The organism is Litorimonas haliclonae (assembly GCF_965138505.1).
Classification (GTDB): Bacteria; Pseudomonadota; Alphaproteobacteria; order Caulobacterales; family Maricaulaceae; genus Litorimonas; species Litorimonas haliclonae.
In genome coordinates this window covers 82,036-96,847 of sequence record NZ_CBCSCO010000006.1, presented here as the reverse complement: position 1 = coordinate 96,847, position 14,812 = coordinate 82,036, and the positions used below count along the sequence as shown (strand labels likewise).

At 51.0% G+C, this 14,812-nt stretch carries 18 protein-coding genes; 8 read left to right on the top strand and 10 right to left on the bottom strand.

What is annotated here, in order from left to right; all coding sequences use genetic code 11:
* Positions 1–145: 145 nt before the first annotated feature.
* Genes pgsA through ACNA05_RS12655 form a run of 9 tightly spaced genes read right to left on the bottom strand, consistent with a single transcriptional unit; the run spans position 146 to position 6,447 of the window.
* Positions 146–781 (bottom strand): CDP-diacylglycerol--glycerol-3-phosphate 3-phosphatidyltransferase, encoded by a 636-nt coding sequence (gene pgsA, locus ACNA05_RS12695; RefSeq protein ID WP_415811878.1) that lies wholly within the window; start codon positions 779–781, stop codon positions 146–148.
* Entirely contained in the window at positions 781–1,461 is a 681-nt protein-coding gene (locus ACNA05_RS12690) for a CDP-alcohol phosphatidyltransferase family protein (RefSeq protein WP_415811877.1), read from the bottom strand. Before ACNA05_RS12690 ends, pgsA begins: the two co-directional genes overlap by 1 nt.
* Before the next feature lie 29 nt (positions 1,462–1,490).
* Positions 1,491–3,368: an excinuclease ABC subunit UvrC gene (gene uvrC / locus ACNA05_RS12685; RefSeq protein ID WP_415811876.1), complete on the bottom strand. Its 1,878-nt coding sequence runs from the start codon at positions 3,366–3,368 to the stop codon at positions 1,491–1,493.
* 9 nt (positions 3,369–3,377) lie between these two features.
* On the bottom strand, positions 3,378–3,755 hold the full coding sequence (locus ACNA05_RS12680) for a DUF2237 family protein (protein WP_415811875.1): 378 nt from the start codon (positions 3,753–3,755) through the stop codon (positions 3,378–3,380).
* Positions 3,752–4,165, bottom strand: coding sequence for a dihydroneopterin aldolase (gene folB, locus ACNA05_RS12675; RefSeq protein WP_415811874.1), 414 nt, complete (start codon positions 4,163–4,165; stop codon positions 3,752–3,754). Before folB ends, ACNA05_RS12680 begins: the two co-directional genes overlap by 4 nt.
* Position 4,166: 1 nt before the next feature.
* Positions 4,167–4,934 (bottom strand): SDR family oxidoreductase, encoded by a 768-nt coding sequence (locus ACNA05_RS12670; RefSeq protein ID WP_415811873.1) that lies wholly within the window; start codon positions 4,932–4,934, stop codon positions 4,167–4,169.
* A complete protein-coding gene (locus ACNA05_RS12665; RefSeq protein ID WP_415811872.1) occupies positions 4,912–5,292 on the bottom strand; it encodes a 6-pyruvoyl trahydropterin synthase family protein in 381 nt (126 codons plus the stop codon). The genes ACNA05_RS12670 and ACNA05_RS12665 overlap by 23 nt, the downstream gene beginning before the upstream one ends.
* Before the next feature lie 23 nt (positions 5,293–5,315).
* Positions 5,316–6,293, bottom strand: a complete 978-nt coding sequence (locus ACNA05_RS12660) for a calcium/sodium antiporter (protein WP_415811871.1) — start codon at positions 6,291–6,293, stop codon at positions 5,316–5,318.
* Between the two features lie 22 nt (positions 6,294–6,315).
* Positions 6,316–6,447, bottom strand: coding sequence for a hypothetical protein (locus ACNA05_RS12655; RefSeq protein WP_415811870.1), 132 nt, complete (start codon positions 6,445–6,447; stop codon positions 6,316–6,318).
* A 129-nt stretch (positions 6,448–6,576) separates the two neighbouring features.
* Between ACNA05_RS12655 and ACNA05_RS12650 the strand changes: the two genes are divergently transcribed.
* The 4 genes from ACNA05_RS12650 to ACNA05_RS12635 all read left to right on the top strand — a co-directional run bounded on the left by ACNA05_RS12650 (position 6,577) and on the right by ACNA05_RS12635 (position 10,187).
* Positions 6,577–6,951 carry a VOC family protein gene (locus ACNA05_RS12650; protein WP_415811869.1) on the top strand — a complete coding sequence of 125 codons (375 nt, stop codon included), beginning with the start codon at positions 6,577–6,579 and terminating at the stop codon, positions 6,949–6,951.
* A gap of 13 nt (positions 6,952–6,964) precedes the next feature.
* Positions 6,965–7,426, top strand: coding sequence for a peptidoglycan-binding protein LysM (gene lysM, locus ACNA05_RS12645; RefSeq protein ID WP_415811868.1), 462 nt, complete (start codon positions 6,965–6,967; stop codon positions 7,424–7,426).
* 522 nt (positions 7,427–7,948) lie between these two features.
* Positions 7,949–9,628: a winged helix-turn-helix domain-containing protein gene (locus ACNA05_RS12640; protein WP_415811867.1), complete on the top strand. Its 1,680-nt coding sequence runs from the start codon at positions 7,949–7,951 to the stop codon at positions 9,626–9,628.
* 46 nt (positions 9,629–9,674) lie between these two features.
* Positions 9,675–10,187, top strand: coding sequence for a hypothetical protein (locus tag ACNA05_RS12635; RefSeq protein WP_415811866.1), 513 nt, complete (start codon positions 9,675–9,677; stop codon positions 10,185–10,187).
* A 299-nt stretch (positions 10,188–10,486) separates the two neighbouring features.
* On the opposite strand, the gene ACNA05_RS12630 is transcribed toward ACNA05_RS12635, so the two are convergent.
* Positions 10,487–10,864 carry an accessory factor UbiK family protein gene (locus ACNA05_RS12630; RefSeq protein WP_415811865.1) on the bottom strand — a complete coding sequence of 126 codons (378 nt, stop codon included), beginning with the start codon at positions 10,862–10,864 and terminating at the stop codon, positions 10,487–10,489.
* A 127-nt stretch (positions 10,865–10,991) separates the two neighbouring features.
* Between ACNA05_RS12630 and lgt the strand changes: the two genes are divergently transcribed.
* From lgt to ACNA05_RS12610, 4 genes are all read left to right on the top strand, one after another.
* A complete protein-coding gene (gene lgt, locus ACNA05_RS12625; protein WP_415811864.1) occupies positions 10,992–11,912 on the top strand; it encodes a prolipoprotein diacylglyceryl transferase in 921 nt (306 codons plus the stop codon).
* Complete coding sequence (locus tag ACNA05_RS12620; RefSeq protein ID WP_415811863.1) at positions 11,909–13,018, top strand: class I SAM-dependent methyltransferase; 1,110 nt, start codon at positions 11,909–11,911, stop codon at positions 13,016–13,018. The genes lgt and ACNA05_RS12620 overlap by 4 nt, the downstream gene beginning before the upstream one ends.
* Positions 13,015–13,764: a peptidoglycan editing factor PgeF gene (pgeF, locus tag ACNA05_RS12615; protein WP_415811862.1), complete on the top strand. Its 750-nt coding sequence runs from the start codon at positions 13,015–13,017 to the stop codon at positions 13,762–13,764. The genes ACNA05_RS12620 and pgeF overlap by 4 nt, the downstream gene beginning before the upstream one ends.
* Positions 13,765–13,870: 106 nt before the next feature.
* Positions 13,871–14,812 (top strand): ribose-phosphate pyrophosphokinase, encoded by a 942-nt coding sequence (locus ACNA05_RS12610; protein ID WP_415811861.1) that lies wholly within the window; start codon positions 13,871–13,873, stop codon positions 14,810–14,812.

Genomic DNA, 14,812 nt, shown 5'->3' with positions numbered 1-14,812 from the left:
AGGGTCTTTATCACGATTGCGACAGGCAAAGAGGCAAAAAATAACATTGAACTGCAAAATTTCCACGGGTCAAAGGAAGTTTATTGCGCAAAATCACTCTTAAGAGGAATATAGGTGTCGCCTTGGAGGTGAACGCGTGTTTTAGCTAGTCTTTCAACGCGGCTCTTAAATATAGAGATCCGGTATAAACTGATAAAATTGCCGCCAGCCACAAAGATGCCAGCCCTGACACTTTAGCCACCATTACAATATCCGGGATAACAGAATCTATGGGCAGGTAGCTTTTGGCTAAAATCCAGACGATCAAAATCGCAATAGCCAACATTTCAAAGGCTGTTTTCCATTTGGCAAGATTGGTCGGCGGCATGGCGCGCCCTGCCAGAGCGGCATGCTCTCTCGCGCCGGAGACCAAGATATCGCGAAAAACAATTGCAAGCGACGGGATTAAAAACCAAGGATTGCCCAGCGCCGCGATAGAGAAGGCAATAACGCAGCCCGCCACCAATAGTTTATCGGCAATCGGGTCGATCATACGACCAAACCCGCTCACGACATTCCATTTACGCGCCAGATAGCCATCAAGGTAATCCGTGAAGGCGGCGAGGATGAACAGCCCCAAAAGAACCCAGGCTTTGGCTAAAAACAGATCCCATTTAAAGGCGAGCGATAATATGCCCGCAATAAAAAGCGGAACGCTCAATATACGCGCAATGGTTAGCGCATTTGGCAACCAATAGAGCGAGTGACGATCAGAAGGGTCCGTAGAATGGGTGTCAGACATTAAGCATCATTCGCTGTAAATTTGGTTCGGAAAATAATAAAGGCCGTCACAATGCTGAGAATAGCGGCGATCCAAAGACAAATAACGCCAAAAAGCCAGACCCAAGGCGAGCCAACATTCAACAGTCTGGACGGATCGTTAGCCTCTCGAAACATATCGGCCATTTGCGAAAGCCAGGGCGTCGCCACGAGTGTACAGACAGCCAAAACAGACATCCCCACTTTTGCATTAGAGAGTTTATTGTCGGGCCAGCCAAATTGGCGAAGCTCCCGCCCTCTAAAAAGGCCGACAGCAATTTCGCGCAAAATAAGAACACAGGCGGGGACGGCGAATGTCCAGATCAGGAGACCTTTAGTGACCATGACGAGAATGAGCGCAATCAGGGTTCCGGTAATCAGAACCGTATCTGCAATATCATCTACCCATCCATATTTTCGATAAACAGAGCGCGAGGCGCCGCCGAGATAGTCGTCAAAGATATCGGTCAGGGCCGCCACTAAAAATAAGATAGACGCAAAGACGGCCATTTTGGTCTCTGGCCACGCCAAAATTATGACCGCCATAATAACAGGCGTCATCAAAATACGGACGAAGGTCAGACCATCGGCAAAAGCGCCGCCCGCCTGCTTCGGGCTCATGGATGAACTATGCTGAGCTGTCACATTATCTGGTCTCGACATGGTTTAATCTCCCTGCCCTGTCTTAACAGCTATCGTTCGTGAAAGTAATCATAAATCGTTTTCGCCATGGCAGAACTCACCCCTTCAACCCGGGAGAGTTCTGCGGCGGAAGCGCCTTTGACTCCCTTAGCTGACCCGTAATGCGCCAAGAGCGCCCTTTTACGCGCCGGCCCGACGCCAGGAATGCCGTCCAGCGGATTCGTTTTCATCTCTTTTTTCCGCCGCGCACGATGTGTGCCAATGGCGAATCTGTGCGCTTCATCGCGTAACCGTTGAAGGTAATACAGAGCCGGCGTCCGGGACGGCAGACTGAAAACTTCCCGCCCATTCATGAAAAAGTTTTCCCGTCCCGCATTTCTATCCGGTCCTTTGGCTATACCGACCAGGGTTGTGCGTTCCAAAACGCCTAGCTCCCTTAAGGTCTCGGTGACCACCGAAAGCTGCCCTTTACCGCCATCAATCAAGACGAGATCAGGCCATTGCAAAGTATTGTCCTTCGCCAGCCTAGAGAATCTGCGGCGAAAAACTTCACGCATCATGGCGTAATCATCGCCCGGCTCGGTATCGGTATCCTTGATATTGAACGTTCGATAATCGCGCTTCTGGAACCCTTCTGGTCCGGCCACAATAAAAGCTCCGATCGCGTTGGTACCTTGAATATGACTGTTATCATAAACCTCGATGCGCTCCGGCGGCACTTCCATTCCGAAGATTTCCTGTAGGTCTGCCAGTAATTTGGTTTGCGAGGCGGTTTCTGCCAGCTTCCTGCCAAGGGCTTCTTGCGCATTGGTCACCGCCTGCCCGACGAGCAATTTTTTTTCGCCTCTCTGGGGCTTGATAACTTCAATATTACGGCCGGATTGCGCGGTCAGCGCGCGTTCGACAAGATTGTGATTGGGAAGATCTTCACTCACAAAAATTTTCTTGGGAATAGGTTTGTTATTGTAAAATTGAGCGATGAAGGCTTCCATGACCTCCGCATTGCTTTGTTCTTTGGCGTGGCGCGGGAAATGACAGCTATTCCCCCAATTCTGTCCTGCGCGGAAAAAGAAGACCTGTATACAGCTCTGCCCGCCGCCGGAATGCAATCCGATAACGTCTCCATCTGAAAACGTGGTCGGGTTGATGCCGCTGGAATTCGTCGTAACCTTGGACATTGCCTGAATCCGGTCCCGGAGCTCGGCCGCTTTTTCAAAGTCCAGTTCTTTTGCGGCGGCGTTCATTTCCTTTGACAGACGTTTTTGCAGGCTGTCGGACTTTCCTTTCAGAAAATCTTCGGCATCAGAAATCAAGTCGCCGTAGTCTTTTAGAGAAATCTCCCCTGTACAGGGGGCGGAGCAGCGCTTTATCTGATGCTGGAGACAGGGCCGCGTCCGGCCCTCATAAATACTGTCGGAACAATTGCGGAGGCGAAAGGCTCTTTGTAATGTATCCAAGGTCCGGTTTACGGCGCCTGCACTGGCAAAAGGACCGTAATAATCGCCTTTGATATTTCGCGCGCCACGATGTTTGTTCACCTGCGCGGCGGGATGATCCTTCCGCACCAGAATATAAGGAAAACTCTTATCGTCCCTCAGCAAAATATTATAGCGGGGTTTCAGGCGCTTAATCAGACTCGCTTCGAGCAAAAGCGATTCGGTTTCGGTTTCGCAAATGACAAATTCCATTTCGCTTGTCGCGCGGATCATTCGGCGAATCCGAGTGGGATGACGATCATATTTTGTATATGCGGTGACCCGCTTTTTCAGGTCTTTCGCTTTCCCGACATAAAGCACGCTGCCATGCTCATCCATCATGCGGTAGACGCCGGGCTTGTTCGGCAGGCGCGTTACATAATCGGCAATGCGCTTCGGCCCGATTAGAGGCTTCTCTTTCTTTTCAGAAATATCTGAGTCGGAGGATGACATGCCTCTTAGTTAGGCATTGTCTCCGTCTATCGCAAATTCTTCGAGCACGGAAAGCTGCACGCGCTCAAGCGCAATCTGGTGGGTGGCGGCAAGAACAACCTTCGGCGCTTTCCCAGCTTTATGGGCTTCGCGCCAACGCTCCATACACAGGCACCATTGATCTCCGGCGTTCAAACCCGGAAAGTTGAAATGCGGCATCGGCGTGCTCAAATCATTTCCCTGCGCTTTTGAGTATTCCAAAAAGTCGTCAGTCATGACGGCGCAGACGATATGACGCCCGCGATCACTCGGACCTGTCTCGCAGCACCCATTTCTGAAAAACCCGGTCATAGGATCTGTAGAACAGGACTTAAGCGGCTTACCTAAAACGTTGAGACTATCCGTCATTTCCGACGCCTCAGAATTTCTACGCCCGCCACTTCGGCCTTCAGCAAAGCCTGTGGCTTTGATATTCTTACGGCGCAACTTTGCACCCTTGGGTCATATCCCAATGCCCAGTCGGCAATACGTTCAGCCAAAGTTTCAACCAATTGCACATGAGCTTCAAGCGCTATCTCTTCGGCCTTTTCCGCCACGACGCTATAATCCAATGTTTCATGAAGGCGGTCATCTTTTGGCGCCTCCATACCGGTCATATCCAATTCAATATCCAGAATGATGGGCTGGGTCGCTTCATGTTCGTGCGGGTGAACGCCGATAGACGCCAGAATTTGTAAGCCACGAACAAATATCCGGGTATTTGGCTGGACGGTTTGTCTGTCGCGCAAGCGGCGATAGATAGATTTAGACTTTGACATTTTAATCTTCACCTACCATCATATCCGGTGTTTCCCAGCGTAAATGCTGCCCGCTATCCACCGCAAGAAATTGCCCCGTCACGGAGCGGGCCTCGAGCAGATACCGCACCGCTTGAAGCAATGTGTCTGGCGGGGAGCCATGCTCGAGCAGAGTCTCTGACGCCTCTTTTTCAAATTCTTCTTTGGTTTGGCCGCTATTTTGTAAAACAGGCCCCGGCCCAATGGCGTTCACCCGCACTTTAGGAGCGAAAGCTTGCGCCATCGTTGTCGTCGCCCAATGAAGAGACGCCTTGGACAGAGTGTAGGTGAAGAATTTAGGGTTTGGTTTCAAAACCCGTTGGTCAATCAGATTTATGATCACTCCGCCGTCCACTGCTTGGTCGGCGAAGTGTTGAGACAAAATGAGGGGCGCGCGCAGATTTGCGTCCATGTGAAAATCGAAAGTCGCTCGGGAAAAGTCGTGTGCGCTGTCTTTCTCGAAAGTCGAGGCATTATTAATGAGAGCCGAAATTGGCCCTCCGGCCACATCCGACGCTCTTTCAATCAAAGTGTCGCATTCCTGCGGCACAGATAGATTTCCCTGAACAGTAAAAGCCTCTCCGCCTGACTCTGTTATTTCTGCGGCCAGCTTGTCGGCTTTGTCAGCGCTTCGGAAATAGTGGATTATGACGGCCCATCCGTCTTCGGCCAATCCTTTGGCTAACGCGGCCCCTACTCTCGCGCCGCCGCCCGTTATCAGGACCGTTTTACGCATCTTTGTTGACGACATAGCGCGCCCGTTCTCCGCAGGAGGGGCGCCCGATCTCCACGCAGACTAATCCGCCAAGTTTTGGAGCAAGGCGTTCATAAATCCACATCGCAATTTGTTCGAGGGCAGGCTGTTCTAAGCCTTCAACCTCATTGAGAAGACTGTGATCGAGGGGTTCTACGACCTCTTTAACGATTGTCTCGATTTTCCAGAGATCCCGAATCCAGCCCTTATCGGATTGCGGGTCGCCGCACAGGACGACCTTGCCGTAAAAGCTATGGCCGTGGATATGTTTGAACAGATCATTGGCGTCTGGATGGCCGAAGTAATGGGCCGCTTCGAACTGGAAGTCTTTCTCGATTTCAAGGTAAGCGCTCATAAGTGAGTCCAGACGTCAGCCGCTTAGATCATGTTTCTGGCGATAGCCAAAAGATAGAGAATATACCCGGCATATCCGGCCGTAAAGATAAAACCTGTTTTACGCCCGATCGGTTTGCGCGTCAGGACAAAGCCCAAAAGTGCAAATGTGGCCGCGAGCATTACCCATATATCAACGACAAACAAATTCCGCTCTACTAGCACCTCACCCGACATCGCCGCCGCCCCTGTAACAGCCAAGGAGTTGAATATATTAGAGCCCAGGACGTTGCCGAGCGCGACTTCTGAATGTCCCCGGTACGAGGCGATAACAACCGTTGCGATTTCTGGGAGCGATGTCCCAATCGCCACAATTGTCAGCCCTACAATTGTTTCAGAGACGTTAAACCCAAAGGCAATCTCTTGTGCGTTCTCGACAATTAACCAGCCGCCTAGAACCAAACCGATAAGGCCGAAAAAGACCCAAGCGAGAGACACGAAAAGATTGATGGGGAGACCGCCCTGCCCTTCATCAAGCTCCGCCATTTCTTCGAGTATGGGATCATTTGCGCCGGCTCGGGCCAGAGTAAACATCCAAACCAGATAAATCAAAATGCCCGTAAAGAGCAGAGCGCCTTGCCAAAAAATCAGCGGATTATGAATAAAGGCCAGCGCCACCAGCGCTACGGTTGCCATCAGGCAGAATAAACTATTCCGGGCAACGCCGCTAACGTTTGTCGGGATAGCCATGATAATCGCCGGAAGGCCTAGCGCTAAGAGAATATTGGCAATGTTCGAGCCGACGACATTGCCCATCGCCAGCGTTCCGACGCCGTCCAGAACGGCCTGTACGCCGACAACCATTTCCGGGGCGGACGTCCCAAAAGCCACAATCGTTAAGCCGACAATAAGGGACGGAACGCCCCAATGCCGCGCGAGCGCCGCCGCACCGCGCACCATAAAGTCCCCTGCCACCAGCAGGAGAACAATACCTAACAATAATAATCCGAAAGCCAGAAACATGGTTCAGATCACAGTTTCGGATTTAATCGAAACGTTTATAGTCAAGAAAATTCAATCCGCCGAAAATGATAAAGACGAGAGCAAAGGCAAACAGAGCCGGATTGAGGGTAAACAGACCAAAAATGCTGATACCGGATTGAATAAGTGAAATCATGAGTTTCATCCCTAATTCGAGTCGACCGCCTTGAGGTCTCTCTTACAAACATTGCAGGCTCTATAAACGGGTTAGACTAAAATGCCAACTGCACTATGATAGGTTTACAGTGAAAGAAAGAGAGGTTTTATGGCTAAGGTTTTAGGGGTCGGCGGTGTGTTTTTACGTTGCAAGGATGTGAAAGCTTATCGGACGTGGTGGACTGACGTCATGGGTCTCGACATTACGGATTGGGGAACATTTGAATGGGAACGGAAATCTGAGTCCCGTTCCATGTTCAGCCCCTTCCCTAATGAGTCGGATTACTTCAAACCGTCATCGGAACGCGTCATGATCAACTTGCAGGTTGAGGACGTCCCGGCTCTGATAGAAAGGGCGAAAACCGGCGGCGCTGAAATCCTCGGAGAGATCGAGCCGACAGAATATGGAACTTTTGGCTGGTTTATAGACCCCGAAGGATACAAGATAGAGTTATGGGAAGCGCCTACTGCGATCCCAAAGTAAAAAAGGAAATATTATGTTTGGAATGATTCCGTTTGCAAAAGCTGCCGGTAAAGGTCTCGGCAAGTTATTCGGTAAGGATAAAAAAGAAGCCGAAGAGACTTTAAAGAAAGAAGTCGACAATCACGGTTTGGATAGCTCCGGTATGGATATTCAACTTGGCGAAGACGGCACGGTCGAAATTAAAGGCGAAGCTGTCAGTCAGGAAATGAAAGAAAAAATCATTCTCGCAGTCGGAAACGTAGAAGGCGTTGGCGGCGTGAAAGATGAATCAACGGCTAAAATTGAAGGCCGCGAGTCTCAATTTCACACGGTTGTGAGCGGCGACACATTATCCGCCATTTCTAAAAAATATTATGGAACGTGGAAACTCTATCCGGAAATTTTTGAAGCAAATAAACCTATGTTGTCCGACCCCGACAAAATCTATCCCGGCCAAGTCCTTCGTATCCCAGCCCTCAACACGGCCAGCTCTTAGGCGGTAGATACAAGAGTGAAAAAGCGGGCTTTGGTTAGAAAGCCCGCTTCGTTTATATATCTCCGCCATTGCGCGAAACGGAGACACCCACATTTATAGCAACAGACAGAGTCGCGGGACACCGACAACTCTGCCTGCATGGATATTCGCGCCCACATAATATCCATTTTCAAGGCTGTGTTAAAACACAAAACGACCTCCAACATCCTTACGGACGGGCTTGCCCGAGCCATTGCGTCTCACCTTATTGGAGCAAGACAAGACACACCCACATGGCGTGCAACAGACAAGTTTGGCGATATTTTGTGCCAGCCTCTAACCAATCAAAGCCTGTAAAAAGGACAGCCTTGACCAGTGATTTACTGTTTCGCAGGTTTGGGCCATAAAAGTCCTGTGGCTTCGCTGATATATTTCTTAGGTTTTTCTTAGGTTGCGCCTTTCGGGAGTATTTCGTATAGAAAATAGTCAGTTACGGTCAAAAACCGGATTATTTAATTTCACTTCTTCGAAAAGCCACCTCCCATGAAAACGGCTAAGATTGGAAATGCGCAAGTTGACTTTGACGCGCTCACCATTGAGAGCCCCAAAGGTCGCATCTCCGTCGAACCGAAAATTATGAAACTCCTTGCCGTTCTAGCGGCGCAGCCGCAGACCGTATTTTCCCGGGAAGAATTGATTACGGCCGTGTGGGGTGTGGACTTTGGCGGGGATGAGCGCTTGTCCCGCGCTATTTCTTTGCTCCGAAAAGCCTTGGGCGATAAAAAGGGCAAGCGCCGCTATATCGAAACTATCTCTCGCAAAGGCTATCGTCTGGTTGCCCCTGTCGAAGAGTGGGCGCCTTCTTCTGACGCGCCGCATGATAGCTCAGAGCGCGTTGATGACGCGGTAGTTCGCTCCCCTTCAGCCACTATCAAATCTATCAAGGCCTTTCCAAAAAAACAAAAGCGTTTGGGATGGATCGGGGCCGGAGCCGCAGCGGCAACAGCCGTTTTTATGGTCATGGGCATTCAGGCATCGAAACCGCAAAACCTGCCCGTAAGTGAAAGTATGCGGCAAGGACTTCACGGCATTCACTATTTCTCGCACGCGGGCGCCATTGATGACGCGCAAGAAGCGTTTTCCAGTATTTTAGCGAAGAATGAAGAACATGCAGGGGCCAGCGCCGGTCTCGCCCTTTCGCTTATCCGCAAATATACTGCCGAAGAATCCGATCCTGCCCTGTTGAAACAAGCTGAGGGCGCGGCCCGCCAAGCGTTAGAGTATAATGACCAACTCGCGCTTTCCCACATTTCTCTTGGCTGGGTCAAAGAATTCCAAGGGGATTTGGACACTGCCTCTGAACATTTGGACCGGGCTGATATTTTGGATCCTGACAACCCGCTCGTCTTGGAGAGCCGGTATCGGATTTCTGGGAGAGAAGAAAATTTAGAGGGCGCTGAAGCCACTCTTGAAAAAGGGATGGATTTGTATCCTGACAATCCGATCTTTCCGAGTTATGCCGCTGACCTGTTTGCTCATATGGACAGGCTTGATGAAGCTGAGCACATGGCGAGAAAGTCCATTACTCTTGATGCTGAAAACTCGCGTAGCTATTCGCAACTCGCCCAAATACTTCACCGCCAGGACAAAACAGTCGAAGCGATTAAAGTTTTACAGGACGGGCTGAAAATTCACCAAAACGCCTCGCTCTACAACAACCTCGGGACATACTTATTTTTTCAGGGCCAATATGAGATGTCGGCCAATGCCTTTGAGAAAACTCTTGAGCTTGAAGGAAATTCTCACTTCCCTCTTTATTGGGCAAATCTGGGGGATGCCTATCGCTGGGTTCCGGGAAAGGAAAAAGAGTCTCAAAAGGCCTATACTCGAGCCATCCAGCTATGGGAATCTGATCTGGAAATTGCCCCCGAGGATTTTAATACAAAAAGCCGCATGGCGCTGTATAGTGCAAAACTAGGTCACTTGGACAAAGCCTCTGCATTTCTTAGCGAGTTAAATGGTAAGGATTCTCTCAATTCAATCTATTACTACCGGGCCATGGCAACGGCCGAGATTATAGGTGACAGAGAGTTTGCTCTTTCAATGCTCGAGAAAACTTTAAAAGCAGGGTATCAAAAAACTGAGATTGAGAATGATCCAGAATTAAAGCTCTTACGGCAAGATACTGATTATCATATGACGATGGCCAGTTTGGAAAACTGACCTCCGCTATAAAATTCACTTCATCACACATTTAATATGGGCGCTTATGACTGATTATGTTTTAGAACTCGAATTTGACGTGAACCAAATCACGCGAAGTTTACAATATAAAATTACCTCACCCGAGGGGTCGCCTGAAGTCATAGAGGGCGCCCTTGCCGGAACCTATCACTTCACCGCCGGAGATACGCTCGGTTTTAAAATAACGGCCACGGGAAATGCTTCCGATGATATTGGCGTCTCCGTCACTGACTGCACGATAATTTCAATTGGAACTTCCAGTGTCGGGAAGTATGACCTGTCCCCATTCAGCAAAGAAAGCGCAGCCTCCAGAGTAGACCACTGGGCGCCGCCTACGGCCGCCCAAGCTGGATCCGACCGGATGAAGGTAATTGTCGAAGGAGATATGACCTTGCCGGTTAAGGCGGAGAACGGGCAATGGAAGATATCGGGATATCTGTCCGTCGGTATCCGTCTTGCAGGCAAGACCTATAATCGCCTCTTCTTTTTTGACCCTGAAGGATCAACGGGCAATGGCGGCGGACATACCTTCCCTTAAAAAGACAGAGGCGGCGCTGTTTTCGATGCGGGGGAGAGAGAGAACCACCATACCATCGAAAAGAGCAACCGCCCTGCTACGTGCCCCGATTTGCAAAGTCTCGGATGACGGGGCGAATCAGGGGGGACGCACGCAAGTCTTGTTATAGAGTAACACGGTTGAACAGAAACTGAACGCCCCTGTTGTCAGAGGTTCATCTAGCTGACAGCTCTGTAATTATATTGCGGGCAATGAAAAAGCCTCCGATTTGGAGGCTCCTCGAAAAATATAATTATATGTTCAAAAGTCGTCGCAGAGGGTCAAGACGACTTATTAGACTTGGTTGAGGCAGGCTTCTTTGCACCTGCTCTTGCTGTCGCAGATTTTTTTGCAGATCCTTCTTTCGCGGCAGAAACGGTTTTTTTGGTTGAGGCAGGTTTCTTGGTGGATGCGCTTTTCTTGGCAGCGGGTTTCGGGCTCTTTGCCTTTTTTAACGCTTCGATTTCGGCGAGGGCTTTGTCTAGCCGCGCTTTCAGAACTTCATGTTCATCCCGGCTGACCAAATCCATATCGGCAATGAATTTTTCTGCCTGAGAGCGGGACATGGCTTTGACTTCATCACCGACGCCTTTGAGCGCCCCGGCGGCATTTGTCAGGAAATTTGAAATATCGTCGAGAGGACGGGATTTGCTTTGCATCACTTTGGCCTTTTAAACAGAGTTTGGCTTTGATTCATAGATAGGGACGGGTTAGAGGCTTTTCCAGATGTTTGAGTCCTTATCAAAGGCAAATAATGTCTTGAACACATAATTTGGCAGGGTTTGCATGTTTTTGGCATTGATATCTGACTTTCAGGCAATTGTCTTTCCGACCTGGCTGAGTGACGAGGCTTTTTCTATCGGGCCGCTCTCGGTCAAATGGTACGGCCTCGCCTACCTCGTGGGTGTGTTCGGGGCCTATTATTACGCCAATCGCCTGTGCCAGCGTAAAGATATCTGGATCGCCAATGGGGCCACGCGCCTACCCGAAGTCGTGCCGACCAAAACCATGCTGCAGGATTTGATGTTCTACTGCCTGCTCGGCATTATTGTTGGCGGGCGTCTCGGTTATATACTTTTCTATTCTACCTCCACAATTTGGGAAGCGCCTCTGGATATTTTCAAAGTCTGGACAGGCGGGATGAGTTTTCATGGGGGCTTTCTCGGCGTGGTCGCGGCCTGCGCTTATTCGAGCTGGCGGACAAAGGTTCCCAAGCTCCGCATCGGAGATATGGCAAGCGTCGGCGCGCCGATTGGTTTGGGCTTGGTCAGGCTCACAAATTTCGTCAATGAAGAGCTTTATGGCCGCGTCACAGATGTGCCTTGGGGGTTTATTTTTTCAACCGCTCCGGATTCTCAACCTCGCCATCCGAGCCAGCTTTACGAAGCCTTTCTCGAGGGGTTTGTTCTCTGGCTTATCCTACGTATTCTTTGCACGAGATTTAAAGCGCTGACCAAGCCGGGCGTCGTTTTTGGCGCGCTCATGTTCTTTTATGGTCTGTTCCGTTTCAGCGTTGAGTTTGTCCGGACGCCGGACAATATCCCGCAGTTCGGGACTTACCCTCTTATCGGCGAACTCACGCGCGGCATGGCGTATTCCCTTCCCATGATCGTAATCGGCGCAATCTTGATGATCTGGGCCTGGAAACGTTCCCCTGTTTCGCCGAAACGCGTGGCCGACCCCGAGACAGCTAAACCTAAAAAATGAGTACGAAGCTCGAAGACCGGATTAAGGCGCTTATAAAATCAACTGGCCCCATCAGCGTCGCCGAATATATGACGCTGTGCCTGCTTGATCCGGTGGACGGATTCTATCCCACCCGCGACCCTCTCGGCAGCGCCGGAGATTTTATCACTGCCCCCGAAATCAGCCAGATGTTCGGTGAAGTTCTGGGGCTTTTCGCCCTGCAAAGCTGGATGGATTTAGGAAAGCCCGATCCGTTTTTCCTAATTGAGCTCGGCCCTGGCCGCGGCGTAATGATGGGCGACATGCTTCGCGCGGCGTCTTTGGATAAAGATTTTAAAAAAGCTGTTCAGGTCGTCTTGATCGAAGCCTCCTCCGCCCTCGAAGCCGTGCAAGGGCAGACACTCGGACATCTCGGTTTTCCGGTTCAATGGGTTACAAGTCTTGAGACCGCGCCAGCCGGCCCGTCCTTGGTAGTCGGAAATGAATTTCTCGACTGCCTCCCTATACGGCAATTCGTGCAACGCGATCCCTTTGCTGGAAAAGACGGCTGGCATGAACGCCATGTGGGACTGGATGAAGATGGCCGTCTGCGGTTTGAAATTGGCCCTGAGCCGATAGGTGCAACGGCGAAGAGTTTTATTCCTGACGCCCAAAGCGAGGCCAGAAAGGACGAGTTACTAGAAACCTGCCCTTCCCTTCATCAAATCATAGAGACTCTGAAGACGCGATTTAAAGCGCATCCGGGCCGCGCGCTCTTTATTGATTATGGCCCGGAAGTCACAGAATTTGGCGACACGCTCCAAGCCCTGAAGCGGCATAAGAAAATTGGTGTGTTCGAGCAGCCGGGCGAGAGTGACCTGACCGCGCGGGTTGATTTCCAAACCTTGATCCAGGTGGGAGACTCCGAAGGTTTAACCACGAGTGGCCCCGTGACCCAGAGGGAGTTTCTGTCTAAACTTGGGCTGGAAATGCGCGCCGTGGCCCTCGCTCGAGCTCAACCTGATTCGAAGGCCGTCATAGCGCGGCAACTTCACCGCCTGACGGATGAAGCGGAAATGGGAGAGTTGTTTAAGGCCGTGTGTCTACAATCCCCCGGCCTGCAAACACCGTTAGGATTTCGAGAATGACGCCTCCATTTAAGACCCACTCCTCCCTCACCTCAAGCCACGGTTTCTTTGGTCGGCAAGGCGGCGTGTCTCAAGGGATTTACGAAAGTCTGAACGCCGGAGAACGCTCGGAGGACAGTCCGATGGATGTCGCCGAAAACCGAAAGCGGATATCAGACGCCCTCCAGGCTGATCACCTGGTCAGTCTTCATCAGATCCATTCGGATCAGGTTGAAATCATCTCAGAGCCGCCCTCTTCGCCTTTAAAGGCAGATGGTCTAGTCACGACAACCAAGGGCATTGCTCTCTCCGTTCTTTCCGCCGATTGTGGCCCTGTCCTGTTTGAAGACGCAGAAGCCGGAGTCATCGGCGCGTGCCACGCCGGATGGCGCGGGGCGCTGGGCGGAATTGTCGAGAGCACAGTTGCCGCCATGTGTGAGGCTGGCGCCTCCCCCGCCAATATGTCTGCGGTGCTAGGCGCGTGTATCAGCCAACCCAATTACGAAGTCGGGGACGCGTTCAAATCGGAATTTATGGACATCGACGAGACATTTGAGCGGTTTTTCAAAGATAGCGCAAAAGACATTCCGCATTTTGACCTGCCGGGTTTTATCCTGTCGCGCCTGAGAGCGAGTGGCATTGAAAGCTGCGCCTGGCTTGGCGACTGTACTTATGGCCAAGCCGAGGACTATTTCAGCTATCGCCGCAACACCCATGAGGGGGTGAAAGGCTATGGGCGTAATCTTTCTGTCATAATCCGCAGGTGAATCACCTCTCAGCTCTAGACTCACCTGATTCGCCCCCCTAAGACGCCCCTAACACGACCGAGCCTACCGGCGTTTTGCCAGCGGCTCTTGATACGGATAAAATCGCATGAAACTGATCAGCGGCACGGCCAATGAACCTCTCGCCCGGGGCATCGCCGATGTTCTCGATATTCCGCTCACCTCCGTTGATATAGAACGGTTCCGCGATCAGGAAATTTTCGCCAAAATAAATGAAAATGTGCGCGGTGAGGATATATTCCTTGTTCAGCCGACTTCGGCCCCCGCTAATGATCATTTGATGGAACTCCTCATCCTGATCGACGCGCTTGTCCGGGCTTCGGCGCAGCGCATCACGGCTGTCATTCCTTATTTCGGCTATGCCCGTCAGGACAGAAAAACAGGTGGACGGACCCCGATCTCGGCCAAACTCGTAGCTAATCTGATTTCTAAGGCGGGCGCTCACCGCGTTCTGACCGTTGACCTCCACGCCGGACAAATTCAGGGGTTTTTCGACATCCCAACGGACAATCTTTTCGGACAGCCCGTCTTTGTGAATGACATCAAAGATCGTTTTACGGCGTCGGATCGGGAAAATCTGTTGTTTGTCTCTCCGGACACGGGCGGCGTCGTAAGAACCCGCGCTATCGCGAAAATGTTTAATGCCGATATCGCCATTGTCGATAAACGCCGCCCCAAAGCCGGCGAATCAGAAGTCATGAACATTATCGGCGATGTCGCAGGACGTAGCTGTATCCTCTATGATGATATCATCGATTCCGGTGGGACGCTCTGCAATGCAGCTAAAGCGCTCAAGGATCACGGGGCCAATACCGTTTCTGCCTATATCACCCACGGCGTATTATCCGATCCGGCGGTGGAACGCATTACCAAGTCAGAGCTGACAGAAGTTGTTATCACAGACACCATTGCGCAACCGGACGCCGTCAAAAATTGCCCGAAGATTCGCGAATGCTCCACAGCGACCCTGCTCGGCGAAGCTATCCGCCGTATTGCCAATGACGAAAGCGTCTCCAAACTGTTCAGTTAG

What these genes read in the sequence shown, in the direction of transcription:
- pgsA (WP_415811878.1), bottom strand. Translation starts at nt 781, where the DNA reads ATGTCTGACACCCATTCTACGGACCCTTCTGATCGTCACTCGCTCTAT.
- ACNA05_RS12690 (WP_415811877.1), bottom strand. Translation starts at nt 1,461, where the DNA reads ATGTCGAGACCAGATAATGTGACAGCTCAGCATAGTTCATCCATGAGC.
- uvrC (WP_415811876.1), bottom strand. Translation starts at nt 3,368, where the DNA reads ATGTCATCCTCCGACTCAGATATTTCTGAAAAGAAAGAGAAGCCTCTA.
- ACNA05_RS12680 (WP_415811875.1), bottom strand. Translation starts at nt 3,755, where the DNA reads ATGACGGATAGTCTCAACGTTTTAGGTAAGCCGCTTAAGTCCTGTTCT.
- folB (WP_415811874.1), bottom strand. Translation starts at nt 4,165, where the DNA reads ATGTCAAAGTCTAAATCTATCTATCGCCGCTTGCGCGACAGACAAACC.
- ACNA05_RS12670 (WP_415811873.1), bottom strand. Translation starts at nt 4,934, where the DNA reads ATGTCGTCAACAAAGATGCGTAAAACGGTCCTGATAACGGGCGGCGGC.
- ACNA05_RS12665 (WP_415811872.1), bottom strand. Translation starts at nt 5,292, where the DNA reads ATGAGCGCTTACCTTGAAATCGAGAAAGACTTCCAGTTCGAAGCGGCC.
- ACNA05_RS12660 (WP_415811871.1), bottom strand. Translation starts at nt 6,293, where the DNA reads ATGTTTCTGGCTTTCGGATTATTATTGTTAGGTATTGTTCTCCTGCTG.
- ACNA05_RS12655 (WP_415811870.1), bottom strand. Translation starts at nt 6,447, where the DNA reads ATGATTTCACTTATTCAATCCGGTATCAGCATTTTTGGTCTGTTTACC.
- ACNA05_RS12650 (WP_415811869.1), top strand. Translation starts at nt 6,577, where the DNA reads ATGGCTAAGGTTTTAGGGGTCGGCGGTGTGTTTTTACGTTGCAAGGAT.
- lysM (WP_415811868.1), top strand. Translation starts at nt 6,965, where the DNA reads ATGTTTGGAATGATTCCGTTTGCAAAAGCTGCCGGTAAAGGTCTCGGC.
- ACNA05_RS12640 (WP_415811867.1), top strand. Translation starts at nt 7,949, where the DNA reads ATGAAAACGGCTAAGATTGGAAATGCGCAAGTTGACTTTGACGCGCTC.
- ACNA05_RS12635 (WP_415811866.1), top strand. Translation starts at nt 9,675, where the DNA reads ATGACTGATTATGTTTTAGAACTCGAATTTGACGTGAACCAAATCACG.
- ACNA05_RS12630 (WP_415811865.1), bottom strand. Translation starts at nt 10,864, where the DNA reads ATGCAAAGCAAATCCCGTCCTCTCGACGATATTTCAAATTTCCTGACA.
- lgt (WP_415811864.1), top strand. Translation starts at nt 10,992, where the DNA reads ATGTTTTTGGCATTGATATCTGACTTTCAGGCAATTGTCTTTCCGACC.
- ACNA05_RS12620 (WP_415811863.1), top strand. Translation starts at nt 11,909, where the DNA reads ATGAGTACGAAGCTCGAAGACCGGATTAAGGCGCTTATAAAATCAACT.
- pgeF (WP_415811862.1), top strand. Translation starts at nt 13,015, where the DNA reads ATGACGCCTCCATTTAAGACCCACTCCTCCCTCACCTCAAGCCACGGT.
- ACNA05_RS12610 (WP_415811861.1), top strand. Translation starts at nt 13,871, where the DNA reads ATGAAACTGATCAGCGGCACGGCCAATGAACCTCTCGCCCGGGGCATC.